This is a genomic window from Methyloterricola oryzae, assembly GCF_000934725.1.
Classification (GTDB): domain Bacteria; phylum Pseudomonadota; class Gammaproteobacteria; order Methylococcales; family Methylococcaceae; genus Methyloterricola; species Methyloterricola oryzae.
The window spans coordinates 17,666-31,207 of sequence record NZ_JYNS01000021.1; the positions used below are offsets into that span (position 1 = coordinate 17,666).

6 protein-coding genes are annotated in these 13,542 nt (G+C 56.9%); 4 read left to right on the forward strand and 2 right to left on the reverse strand.

Going from position 1 to position 13,542, the window contains the following annotated elements:
- The first annotated feature begins 5 nt into the window (after positions 1–5).
- Positions 6–7,709 carry a strawberry notch-like NTP hydrolase domain-containing protein gene (locus EK23_RS18825; protein ID WP_045226948.1) on the forward strand — a complete coding sequence of 2,568 codons (7,704 nt, stop codon included), beginning with the start codon at positions 6–8 and terminating at the stop codon, positions 7,707–7,709.
- A 115-nt stretch (positions 7,710–7,824) separates the two neighbouring features.
- On the opposite strand, the gene EK23_RS18830 is transcribed toward EK23_RS18825, so the two are convergent.
- On the reverse strand, positions 7,825–8,427 hold the full coding sequence (locus EK23_RS18830; protein WP_045226949.1) for a plasmid pRiA4b ORF-3 family protein: 603 nt from the start codon (positions 8,425–8,427) through the stop codon (positions 7,825–7,827).
- A 497-nt stretch (positions 8,428–8,924) separates the two neighbouring features.
- Here EK23_RS18830 and EK23_RS18835 point away from each other — a divergent pair, with 497 nt between their 5' ends.
- Both EK23_RS18835 and EK23_RS22120 read left to right on the forward strand, forming a co-directional pair.
- Positions 8,925–9,611, forward strand: coding sequence for a hypothetical protein (locus EK23_RS18835; protein WP_045226950.1), 687 nt, complete (start codon positions 8,925–8,927; stop codon positions 9,609–9,611).
- Positions 9,608–10,945: a vWA domain-containing protein gene (locus tag EK23_RS22120; RefSeq protein WP_082054341.1), complete on the forward strand. Its 1,338-nt coding sequence runs from the start codon at positions 9,608–9,610 to the stop codon at positions 10,943–10,945. Before EK23_RS18835 ends, EK23_RS22120 begins: the two co-directional genes overlap by 4 nt.
- Before the next feature lie 60 nt (positions 10,946–11,005).
- Here the strand turns inward: EK23_RS22120 and EK23_RS22780 are convergent, their stop codons facing one another.
- Positions 11,006–11,959, reverse strand: coding sequence for a putative molybdenum carrier protein (locus tag EK23_RS22780; protein ID WP_235282207.1), 954 nt, complete (start codon positions 11,957–11,959; stop codon positions 11,006–11,008).
- 616 nt (positions 11,960–12,575) lie between these two features.
- Here EK23_RS22780 and EK23_RS18850 point away from each other — a divergent pair.
- Positions 12,576–13,541 (forward strand): TIGR04255 family protein, encoded by a 966-nt coding sequence (locus EK23_RS18850; RefSeq protein WP_158002547.1) that lies wholly within the window; start codon positions 12,576–12,578, stop codon positions 13,539–13,541.
- Position 13,542: the final 1 nt, after the last annotated feature.

Below are 13,542 nucleotides of genomic sequence, written 5' to 3' on the forward strand. Positions count from 1 at the left end.
GGCCCATGGAAAGGACGCCAAAGCCCACACAACTAGACCTTTTTGACGACTGGCTCATCCCGCAGCCATCTACGACCACTCAACCTCAGGCCATCCAAGAGCCGCCTTCTGTGCCGCCAACGGTGGAGGCGATCGCCGAGCCTGGTTTTGATGAATTGCGTCATCGACTCGCATTGGCGTTGGCCGACAAGTTAAACCAAGACGGCGAGATTACGCGGTCGTTCCTCACGGATACAGCCAACCGGGTGTTTGGAGGCACCCAGGCCGAGGGACGATATTCAACGAAGGATGCCTACGATGCCATGGAAGCCGCATTCAATCTCCATCTGGTTGCCACTGAAACGGCCGATTGGACAGCCCAAGGGGTGGATTGGGCACAGGCGAAAGCCGCAGAGCTGACCCAGCGCATTCAACGCCTGCCGACGCAAACCAGGCGTGATGCCGAAATGGAGGAATACCAGCAATTCTCAACGCCCCCGGCTCTGGGATTCGTCGCCAACTGGGTGGCGAATATTCGTCCATCGGACCGGATGATGGAGCCCTCGGCAGGTACAGGTGATCTTGCCATATGGTCCCACATTGCCGGCGCGGACATCGTTTTGAACGAACTTGCACCGCGCCGGCATGCCCTGCTGGCCCAGTTGTTCCCGTCTGCCAGCCTGTTCCGGGAGAATGCGGAGCAGATCGATAACGTGCTCCCGCGCGAGACGGTTCCATCCGTTATCGTGATGAACCCGCCCTTCTCCTCAACCGCTGGACGCGTTGAAGGCCAGCGTGATACGGCCAATGGCGCCCGTCACATCGAGCAAGCCCTAAGACGGCTGGCGGACGGAGGAAGGCTTGTCGCGATTGTCGGCCAGGGCATGGCTGCTGATCGTCCGGCTTTCCGTTCCTGGTGGCGTGAGATCGAGGCGAAGTACACCGTACGCGCAAACATTGGAATCAACGGCCGGGAGTACGCCAAATACGGGACGAGTTTCGATAACCAGATCATGGTGATCGACAAGACCGGCCCAACCCTCCAACCCGTTTTAACAGGACAGGTCGCATCCGTCGCCGAGCTGCCTGCCCTACTGGATAGCATCCGCCATGACCGTCAACACCTACCGCACATACAACGAGGACCCGTTGAATCAACAGGCGGAAGCCATTCTGAAGCAGAGCCGGATTCCGTTCGATCCGGACCGGGAACTGGCGACGCTAGTCCTGATCCGCGAAGCGCTGGAACGGAATTTACTGGAGACGCCGACAATTCCGGAGCCCATGCTGTTGATCGCGAAACTATCGTCGAACCCGGCCCTGGCGATGTCCCTGATGACGGAATCGGAACCGGGCGTGACTTTCGAGATGAGCTTGCCGGAGAGCCTGGAGGAATCGGCGGCCATGCTACTGGAGGAGATGCTGGCCTCGATGAGGGCGAAGATGGAACCGGCATCGCCATAGAGGCCAGCAGTTCCAAGGTCGGCGAATTCTCAGATTCCGTTTTTGCCAGCTATACTCCGCAGCGTCTGACCATTCCGGACGCTCATGCGCATCCCGGAAAGCTTGTGCAATCGGCGGCCATGTCAGCGGTCGAACCGCCCTCGCCCAGTTATTCACCGTCGCTGCCGCCGCGTGTGGTCCGTCAAGGACTGCTTTCCATCGCCCAGCTTGAATCCATCATCTACGCCGGCCAGGCACATTCCGAGCTGCTGCCGAACGGCTCGCGCAAGGGCTTCTTTATTGGCGACGGCACGGGAGTCGGCAAGGGCCGTGAAATCTCAGGGATCATCCTGGATAACCTCATGCAGGGCCGCAAGAAGGCGGTATGGATCAGTTTCAATGAGGGCCTGATCAACGACGCACGCCGGGACTTTTCATCCATTGGTGGCGATCCTGAGCGGATATTCTTTCAGGGCAAGACCAAGGCGGGCAACGAAATTACCCAGCCCGATGGCATCTTGTTTACCACTTATTCGACCCTTCGTGGTGGCGAGAAAAAGCAGGCCACCGATCAGGGCCAAAGTGGCGGCAAGACCCGTTTGCAGCAGATGGTGGAATGGCTGGGCAAGGACTTCGATGGCGTGATCGCTTTCGACGAAGCCCACAGCATGGGCAACGCCATTGCGATCAAAGCCAAGCGTGGCGTTCGTAAGCCCTCCCAACAAGCCCTGGCAGGCATCAATCTGCAGCGCGAGCTTCCCAATGCCAGAGTCGTCTATGTATCCGCAACCGGCGCCACGGAGGTCAGCAATCTGAGCTATGCGGATCGGCTCGGCTTGTGGGGCGAAGGCACCCCTTTTGCGGATGTAAATGGCTTTGTTAGCGGCGTTTCGGCCGGCGGGATCGCGGCGATGGAATTGATCAGCCGCGACATGAAAGCGATGGGCATGTACCTGGCGCGCTCGCTGTCCTATGACGGCGTTACCTATGAGCGCATGGAGCATACGCTTAGCGAATTGCAGGAGGACATCTACAACGAGCTGGCCGGCGCATGGCAGATTGTCCTGAACAACGTCGAGAAGGCTTTAGAAATCACCCAGGCAGGCAAGAGCGGTCCCGGCAAAAGCGCGGCAATGGCACAGTTCTGGGGAGCCCACCAGCGGTTTTTCAACCAGATCATCACGGCCATGCAAACGCCCGCCGTGATCGAGCACATCCGGCAGCAACTCGACGCCGGCCATGTCGCGGTCATCCAGATCGTCAACACGAACGAAGCGGCCCAGGAGCGCATCATCGCCGATGCGACGGCAAACGACGCCGCCTTGGAGGATCTGGATTTCACACCCCGTCAGATGCTCATGGACTACGTGCGCAACGGATTCCCGGTGGCCGCTTTCGAAGAGTCCACCGATCTCAACGGCAACACGATCTATGTGCCGGTACGCGACTCCGAGGAGAATCAAGTCTTCGACCGCGAGGCCATCGCGCTTCGCGATGCGCTTCTATCGAGTCTCCAGCACATCCGTGTACCTGAAAATCCGCTGGATTCTATCATCAACGCCTTCGGGCCTGACCTGGTGGCAGAGGTCACCGGCCGTGGCCGGCGCTTTGTCCAGATACGCGACGATGAGGGCAATTTACGCGTCAAGGAAGAGAAGCGGGGCAAGAATTCATCACGCGTGGATGCCGATCTGTTCATGCAGGACAAGAAGAAGATCCTGGTGTTCTCTGGTGCTGGAGGCACTGGGTATTCATTCCATGCCGACAACACAGCCCAGAACACGCGCAAGCGTATCCACTACATACTGCAACCGGGATGGCGGGCCGACGCGGCGGTGCAGGGCTTCGGGCGCACCCACCGGACGAATCAGGCAAGCGAGCCGCACTATGTGCTGCCGACCACCAACCTGAAGGCGCAGAAGCGCTTTGTATCGTCGATCGCCAGGCGCCTGGACCAGCTCGGGGCGCTGACGCGGGGCCAGCGCCAGGCGACCAGCCAAGGCATGTTCACGGCGGCCGACAATCTGGAGAGCGAATACGCCAAGGTCGCTCTCTATAACTTCTTCGTGGATTTGTACCGCGATCGGACACCGTTGGATTTCCAGACGGTCACACGGCAAATGGGGCTTGCTCTGCTCGACAAGGACGGCGCCTTTGAAGAGAGCAGAATCCCCGACATCCCGCAGTTTCTGAATCGTCTCCTTTCCCTGAAGACCGATCAGCAGAACGGCGTATTCGATGAGTTTGAAGCTCGCCTCATCGAAGCCGTGGAGTACGCGAAACAGCGCGGGCTCTACGACGAGGGATTGCAGACCTTACATGCTGTCAGCATTCAAAAAACCCGCGACGAGGTGGCCTACGAGGATGCCAGAACCGGTGCGCAGACTCGTTATGTGGAACTGGCCGTAACCCAAGAGATTGCCTATCTGGAATGGGACGAGATCGCGGCGCTGGCTCGCAACCGGCAGCCGGCGGGAAAGTTCAGCGGCTGGTTTGTATCAGAACACGGACGGACCACGGGCGAGGTGTTCTTTCTGGATGACCGGGGCGAGCGATTGAACTCCGATGGCATTCCCACTCAGCGGGGCGTTGTGTACGGAATCAAGAAAGGAGGTCACCGGTACATTGACAATGCCGATGTGTTGCACCGCGGCTGGGAAGACAGGATCGTCAAGCGCGCCTATACCAGAGTGACGCTGACGCGGCCGATCGATGCGGCCGAGGCAGAACGTTTGTGGAATGCCCAGATCGAGGCGGCTCCGAAGACGGAAACCGAGACCTCGCGCATGCTGGTCGGGGTGATTCTACCGATATGGGACCGTGTGGAGGGCGCGGAGACCATTTACCGGCTTCAGACTGACGACGGCGAGCAACTCCTCGGCCGTCTGCTTGGCCCCAATGCAGCCAAGCAAACCCTCAAGAATCTCGGTCTGGATTCCGCGATCGCCAACATGTCGCCAGCCGAGTTGTTCGCCGCGATCCAGCGCGGGCAACGCGCAATTTTGTCCAATGGTTGGGAAATCTCCACCTCCAGGGTCAACGCTGAGCAGCGCGTCGAAATCAAGGGAAGGATCAGTGACGCGGAAAAGCGGCTTTTGACCACGCAAGGCGCTTTCATGGAACGCATCAACTGGCAGGAGCGCATGTTCATTCCCACCGGCGACATCGCTGCATTCGAGCGTATCACCGCTTCCAAACCGGTGATCGATCTCTTCGAAAACGCTCGCAACGCCGCAACCGAACAACCAGAGCCCAAGGATTCGCTCTCCGCGCGGCTTCCAGATCAGGGCGCCAAGCCCTTCAGTGTCCCTGAGGGACCCGCCGTGTCGTCTCCCGGACAGTCTTCATCCTCTACAACGGACCAGGATGGTAAGCCCATGGCAGAGAAAGCTTCGTCAGACAAGAAATCGTTTGCCCAAACCGTTGCGGAAAAGCTCATCGCCCAATTGGAACGCGGCGTCGCACCCTGGCAGATTCCTTGGGAATCGGCCCCGCCAGGATCGACAGTGCCCATGAACCCCACCACGGGGAAGCGCTACCGGGGTATCAATGCTATTTATCTCATGGCGCAGGATTACACCGATCAGCGCTGGATGACCTACAAGCAGGCCGCCTCACTCGGCGCCCAGGTTCGCAAGGGCGAGCGCGGCACGCCTATCCAGTATTGGAAGTTTACGGAACAGCAGTCCAAGCGTGATGAAGAAGGTCGCCCGGTACTCGACGAGGACGGCAAGCCGGAAACCGTAACCGTCACCCTGGAACGGCCGCGCGTGTTTTTCGCCACTGTGTTCAACGCCGAGCAGATCGACGGCCTGCCACCCTTGGAGCGTAAGCCGGTCGAGTGGGATGCCCTAGCGCGTGCTGAACACATCTTGCAGGCCTCCGGCGCCGATATTCGCTACGCCCTGCAAGATCAGGCGTTCTACCGCCCTTCCACTGACAGCATCCATCTGCCGGACAAGGGCCAGTTTGCCAGCGCAGATCGATTCTACGGGGTCGCGCTCCATGAGCTAGGGCATTGGAGTGGTCATGAAAGCAGGCTCGCGCGGGACCTGTCGCACCCCTTCGGGAGCGAGATGTATGCGAAGGAAGAAATGAGGGCGGAGATAGCCAGCATGACGCTGGGCGACGAGTTGGGGATAGGTCACGATCCGGGGCAACATGTCGCCTATGTTGGCTCCTGGATCAAGGCACTCAAGGAAGACCCTTTAGAGATTTTCCGCGCGGCGGCCGACGCCGAAAAGATCCATGCCTACATACTCAGCTTTGAACAGAAGCAAGTGCAGAGCATCGAGCAGCAACAGCCAGCGCCAACGGTGGCAGACCTCACGGCCAGGCATTATCAAGCGATGAAAGCCGCAGACGAGGCTTATCAGGGGGAACTGGTCCGCGTGTATGGGTCCGGCAAAGCCAGCGATGCACGCTATCAGGAACGGCATGAAGACATGGCGGCGCAAGCAGCCAGGGAAAACTATCAAATTGCCGCGGAGGCATGGCGCGACGCGGTTGCACAAGCGCGAAGAAATCAGGCGGCCATCGCTGAAGACAAGGTGACAACGGAGACGGCAATGGCTGACGATAGTGCGAATGCTGCTATCGACTATGAGGCCGCAGTCAGGTTTGCACGCGCCGAGGAGGAACGCATCAAGACTGATCCGAACAGCACCAAGGAAGATATCTTGACCGCCCGTGAAGCGCGCAAGACGGCCGAAGCCGTTGCTCTGCTCAACGACCCTGACATGCAGCGACGGATTGCAGAGCAAGAAAAGCGGGACTCGCAGGCAACAAATCCGGATCGCCTATACATTGATGTGCCCTTCCGGCAGAAGGACGAGGCTAAGTCACTCGGTGCCCAGTGGGACCGAGCTCGGCAGTCCTGGTATGTCCCTGCCGGAGTTGATCCGCGACCGTTCGCGAAGTGGAAGCAGGATCAGGATACCGTTAGAGAAAGAGCTAAGACCACCGCAAAGCGCCACTATCTCGCGGTGCCCTACAGCGAACGCAATGCTGCCAAAGCGGCCGGAGCCTTGTGGGATAAACAAACCAAGTCATGGTATGCCGGCCCCTCAGCCGATATGAACCAGCTTCGGCATTGGTTGCCGGAGAATGTCACTGCTCAGCAAGGCCCCGCGATGTCGCCGGCTGAAGAGCTTGCCGAGGCATTGCAGGCCATCGGTTCTCTGGTAACCGGAGAGCATCCCATTATGGATGGGCAGCGCCACCGGATTGCCGTCGAAGGAGATCGAAACGGCGAAAAGGCGGGTTTCTACGTAGCGCATCTGGATGGACATCCAGCGGCCTACGCCAAGAACAACCGGACTGGCTTGGAGATACGGTGGAAAAGCAAGGGCTATGCGCTGAATCAGGAGGAAAAGGCCCGGCTGTCGGCAGAGGCAGCGGAGAAGTTGCAGCGGCGCGAGGCAGAACAAGCCGCTCGGCGCGCTGTGGTAACCGAAGCAATCCGCGATTTGCTGGCGGTTGCTCCAGCAGCTCCGGGTGACCATCCCTATCTGGTGAGCAAACAGGCGCGACCTGGCAGCCTGAAAGTCATTCCTGCCGATGCCAGCGCCTTACCGGAAGACTCGATGATTCTCATCAGCCAGAATTGGCGCGAGTCGAAGGAATTGCGCGACGCCAACCCGGACAAGCTGGTATTCACGGCTGGCGATTTGTTGCTACCAGCGCAGGATATCAATGGTCAGATCGTGAGCGTTCAGTCCATTCAAGCGAATGGGGCGAAACGCTTTGCCAAGGACAGCGCGAAGACCGACACTTTCCATGTAGTTGGCGGTGATGGGCTAGCGGCTCTCGAAGCGGCCCCGGCAATCGTGATCAGCGAAGGGTACGCGACCGCTGACACTGTATCCAGTGCGTTAGGACAGCCTGTCGTATCCGCATTTGATTCAGGTAACCTGCCCCACGTTGCCCGTCTGTTGCGTAATCGGTTCCCAGACAAGCCGATCATTATTGCCGGTGATGACGACCTGGCAGTGATGCGGGAATACGAGCATAACCCAGGTCGTGACAAGGCCAAGGAAGCGGCGCAAGCAGTGGGAGGCCAGGCGATTTTTCCCATTTTCGCCCCCGGTGAGCAGGCCGAGAATCCAAAGGCCTTCACTGACTTCAATGATCTGGCTGTGAAAAGTAGCTTGGGTCATGATGCTGTTGAACGCCAAATGAAGGCCTTCGTTGATGGCGTTGTCAGAACTCAGCGGCAAAAAGTCGAGCAGTCTGAGCAAAGGGAGAGATTTCAGGTGGTCGCGCAGCGGAGGGGTATGCGGCGATGAACTTGCCGCTACGTCGACGGCGAGTGCATGTTCATTATGCTCGCTTAGGTTCACCGGTGAGTCCGAGGTTTTAAGTCAAATGCCCAGCAGGAGTCTAGAAGCCGCAGGCAAGGCATTATTTCGTGCCCCAGCGATTCCATGCCATGCGAGAAAGAGTCGCATTGGCGGCATGACGGTCAAAGCGGCTCGGATCGAAGTCATTGCCGGCCCAGTTCAGGAATTCGGTTACTTCCTCGTTTCTAGGATCTGTTTTTAGTTGGTCGAGGAAAGCCTGGTAGGCGCATGGGCCGCCGCAGTCATCCGGCGGACAGGCACGGGAGCCCGCTTCAATGTGAGCATAACCGTAAAGTTCTTTGACGGATTCGGCCCGTTCAACCCGAATGGTGTGCTGCCAGCTATCGCCGAAGTCGTATAGGTATTCGAACTCGAGCCCAGGTTTGAGGAGAGTGTGCAGGCGGACCCGGCGCTCATCGCTCAATGGCCTGTCCAGATCATCTTCCGGGTGTGGAGTGGCGTAATGCATATCGTCAATCGTGAATTCGTGCAAATGGGCATCGGACCAGCCCATCGCCGCTTGTACGACATGATGCAGCTGTACCAGCGACAGGTTGCTCTCTACCCAGATCAGCCGCCAGATGATGGGGGAGATATCCTGCAGTTCCACGCGCAGTTGATAGCGGTAGTTCCGCTTGGATGTTCCTTTACGCGGTGTGGTCATCAGGGAAGTATTTGACGATAAGCGGCGTTCATGATGTGGAGCCTTCCGGAACTACGGCATCGACGCCGTTTGGCAACTGTGGCGGAGTATGCCGAAATCTATTCGATTTTGCGCTGCCTGAACAGATGATCAGGTCAGGCCAAAACGGGAACAACCGCTGTACTAGGCGTGCCGGGAACAGACCGTTTAGTTGCCGACAGCCCACTCTCCGGCATAGAAGCTCTGGAATTGCCTCTGCTGATTGAACTGGCAGCGTATAGCGTCAAATTCGGGACCGCCAGCGACAGCACTTTGACGATCCACCGATTTCTGGAAGATCGATTTTACTTCCGACTGCCCTGGCATAGGTGGGTAATACACCCTCATTCTGCAAGCTCCTCGATCTGTGCTCGCGAGATCGGTGGGGCCAGGATTTAGTGACTTTGATTAATGTCATTGACATTCTATAAGAGTTAGTTACACTTGACTATGTCAATGTCATTCAAAAGCGAAAAGTCATGCGCGAATGGGTCGCAAAGAATCAAGCCTGGAAAGGTACGGCGTCCGAGTTGGCGGAGAAGCTTCAATCCTTGCTTAAGGAAGTCGGCCTGGTTGATGAGGGCGTGCCTAATGAGCGATTGGTTCGGAACTACACCCAACTGGGCATCCTTGAACGGCCCGTGCGTTCCGGCAAGGAGGCTTATTACGGAATTCGCCAGATCGTCGAATTCCTGGCCGCCCGGAAATTGCTCGCCGACGGCTGGCCGCTGGCCAAGATTTCCGAATTCACACGACTCCATGAGCCGGATGATCTGCTTGATCTGCTGCCAGAACCGCACCTTGCCACGGACGCTGAAAAGCTGGTAGCCAAGTTCAAGCGTACGTCTGGCCAACCAACACAATCGGTAACGCCAAGTGCCACCGAGCCACTTGACGCGAAAATCCCTGACGTCGTCCTGCGGTATGCCTCGGGGGTGTCTCGAAGCAAGAGCACCGCGCGGGACACGCTGCGCCGGTTGGGAAATCAGACCGGGGAGCCCCTGGTGATTCCGCTTTCGAAAGTGACATTGACGCCGTGGTGCGAGCTCTTATTCGATCCCACTCGATTAAAGGCGCTGCCATTGGACAGCCTTGATGCCCTTGGAGAAGCCATCGTTCAGGTGCTGCGAGACGAACTACTGTCACTGCGAAGAGGCCCGAAATGAATGCCACCACATCATCACTACAGCCGGTTACCTTGAAACTGACGCCCCGCAGACCTGCGTTGGTGGCAGGCTACGACAATACGGTCGACTTGCTGGTCCAGGTACAGGGGCCGGACACGCCTCCCCTCGATCACCAGAAGCCGCAACTTAACCTGGCGTTCGTTCTGGACCGCTCTGGGTCGATGGACGGCCCTCCCTTGCAGGAAGCCATCCGCTGCATCCGTCGCATGGTGGAGCGACTGAACCCGCAGGATCGAGCTGCGCTGGTCGTTTATGATGACCGGGTGCAGACCTTAGTCCCAAACGGCTTGCTACGCGACAATGTGCAGCGGTTCTCCGTGCTCAATGAAATCCAGTCTGGTGGCTGCACTGATCTCCATGGTGGGTGGCTGCAGGGCGTGCGCGAAGTGGCACCCTATGTAAAGTCGGATACCGTTTCTCGCGTCTTGCTCCTGTCTGACGGGCAGGCGAATCGCGGTCTTACCGAAATGTCCGAAATCAATGCCCAATGCGCCGAATTGGCCGCCGCACAGGTCACGACATCCACATATGGGCTGGGCTTCCATTTCAACGAAGATCTAATGGATGGTATGGCCAAGGCTGGCCAGGGCAACGCTTACTATGGTGAAACCGCTGACGACTTGATGGATCCCTTCCAACGGGAATTTGACTTGCTTGACGCCCTGTGCGCGAAGCAGCTAAGGCTGAGATTGGAACCGCTTGCCGGTATCGAGGCGGCTGTCCTAAACCTTTATGCCAAAGAGCAAGAGACTACCATCTTACCGGACCTGGCCTACGGCAGCGAAGCGTGGGCCGTGATCAGGCTCAAAATACCCGCTCATTTATCCGGCCAGGGAGAAGGCGGATCGTGTTATTGCTTGCGTGTGGAGGTCTCCGCGCAAACGCTCGACGGCAATGCAATGGTGTTGCCGGCATCCATTGAATTGCCCAGCCTGCCGGTACAGGCTTTCAACAGCATCAGTGAAAACGAGTTGGTGGCGCTTCGGGTGAGCGAAGTCGAGGCGGCCGACATTCAGGAGCAGGCGCAACAGGCGGCTCGCCGTGGTGATTGGAAGCAGGTACGGCGGTTGATGCGGGATGTCAGGAAACGGGCCAAGGATAATCCCTGGCTTGGCAAGATTGTCGACAAGCTTGAGAAGTTGGCAGAGCAGGAGGACACAGAGCGCTTTGCAAAAGAATCGCTCTTCTCTTCCAGGGCCCTTTATTCGCGCATCGCCTCCAAGGATGAGGGCGCTCTTTATGACGCCGATATCGAAGCCGCCAAGCCTTCCTTTCTGCGCCGCAAGAAAGAACAAGGAAAGGATCAGAGTTAACCCGGTCAATTTTCAGTGAGCGCCAACACAGAAATGCTGGCTTTTTTGTCCGGTGGCGGCTCATGGCACAGCTGTTTGCTCTACGCCTAGTTGGAATGCGGCATCGACTGCCTCCAGAAATTCAACTGTTCGATGATGAATACCAGGCCGCTTGCTCTCTCTCGGTCCAGCCACATTTAATGTCTTAATGGTGTGCAGGCGCAGCCACGTCGCAACGCTTGCCGCTAATTCCATCGACACTCCGGAGTCAAGCTGAACGACGAGAATCGGTTTACCCGTTTTCTGGGCGAAGGCTTCCGTTGCCAGCGACCCGCCATCGAGTGCGCCCAGGTTGACGATCAAGGTACCATCACTTTCTTCTACGTTACGGCGGGTGCGCTGGCGATAGCCACCTTGCGTCAACTCGGTAAGCTGGTATTTCAACGGGATTAAGCCATCCTCTGCCTGACGTCCGCGAGGTGCCAAACCTCCGTGCGTGTAGCCATGCTTGATGGCAAAATCCAGCGCACCGCGATCCGCGCCGGTCTGTCCGCCAGAGACAATGTGCTGGCAGAAGTGCGGTGGCTTGGGGAAAGAACCACGAAATATTGGCAACCGCACTAGCTCGCCATCTGTAAGGATTTCCGTGCGTTCATCGATGCGGTGATTCGGATCCTCGCAAGGCTTCTTGTAAACGACGCGATACGCAGTGCCGACTTCTTCCTTAAGCCAGCGGGCAAGTTGCAGGCCGCGCGCATTGAAGGCGACCCAGTCCCAGTCATCGGCATCGTAATTGTCGGAGTAGAACGCCGTTCGGTCGAACGTAATGGCCCAAACCGCAAATTTATGCCAGAGCCCTTCCGACATCGGGCACGACTCGTCCCAGTAAGTGCCGTCGCAGATATTCCCACCAACTCCACGTCTCTCGGGGTTATCGACCAGCCACAGGAACGGCGCATTGCCGTAGTCCACCATCATAGTAAGAATTGGGACGAAAGCAGTGTTCTCAGTATGATTCATGGCTGGATCAATCATTCATGGTCGCATGGAACGGATTGAAATTCAGGAAAGGCGAAGTGTTCTTGTAAAGCCACCATCCTTTCACCAGTTCCGACCGAGTGGAATGAGGTAACTCTCCGAGGTCACGATCAAGCAGCAGCAGATTACACCTCTTGCTCGATATCCAATGGAAACTAGCTGTAGCGGACTGAAATCGAAAACTCTCAGGACTGCAATCAGCGGGAATTCAGGACCGAATTATGTGCAACTGAAAAGGCTCTCGGGACTGAATTGTTTGCGACTGAGACTGCATTCATCGATGCCGGACTGAAATCATCCGGCTTAGGACCACAACAATTGCAACTGAATGAACCCATAGTTTTTGTTTCATTAGGCTCTATACCTTTACTCCGTGGCCTGTCCCAAAACCCAGAACGAACCCTATTAAGACGGTAAATCGTCTCATCGGCCATGTACCATATAGGTCTACCCTACTGCGACAAGTCAAGGCAGACAACTCGCAGCCAATTCTAGCCCATCGCGCTATCAGCCAAGTGGTCAATGGTACGACTGCTCCACCCAGGCAGCTGACGTTCGATTCTCATCCGGGGTCGCCATATCCTCGGCCATAGGAGTCACTCATATCTGGTCTTTGAATAGCGCGAGCGGCAGCTTACGGGAGCTGTCTACAAACTGGTGCAGACGGCCAAAATCGGACGATGTCAACGCCTGTCAATTTGAACGCGGTGGCGTAGCTAATAAGCAGGGTGACTGGCGGCTCAACGCATGGCAAAATCTGTTACGATTCAGCGCCACACGCTTCACACCTTTTGGCAACAGCATGACTCCAAATTGGGACGCAGACTCCTTAGTCGCTATTCATTCTACGAATGTTGACAAGTACAAGCGCAACTTCTTGCGCCAGGCAGTTTGCGAACTTCGTTTCCCGACACTGATGGAACTGGGCGAGTCTCGACCACCAGCCGCGTTCGTCAAGGCACTCAGGAAGGAATATCCCTACATTGAATTGACGAATGAAGTTACCGTAGGGATTGGGGGGGCTGGATCGAATTACGCACACATCTTTCGATCGACAAAGCGCACTTGGTCAGTGTCGCTCAAACAGAGCGCTCTTTCAGTAGAGACTAATGCTTACAGCGACTATGATCACATGAGGGAGCGAGTGCTACGTGTAGTCGAAGCTGCGTCCAAGGTAATCGATTCGGACTTCTTCACACGCATTGGTCTTCGTTATATTAACGTTATAGACAGTGGCGCAGATCCAGTGCACGGATGGGTGAATCCTGAGCTTGTTGGCCCAATTCTTTCTAGAAGCTTTGCCGGAATCCAAGAGTACGCGGGGAAGCTTCAGCTTGTGGCAAATGATGGCGGATGCTTGCTGCAACATGGCATCGTCTTGAAACAGAAGCACGCCACGGGAGAGATTGGGCCGGAGTACCTATTAGACATTGACTCATTCCGCAATGAGATATTACTTAGCGACACCGGGGTAGCCTTAGACGCAATGCATGCACAAGTATTTGACGTCTTCGACTGGGCAATTGGCCCAAAAGCTCGCGAACATTTGTCGGCAGAAACTCACTCGAAAAGAAGCTGAA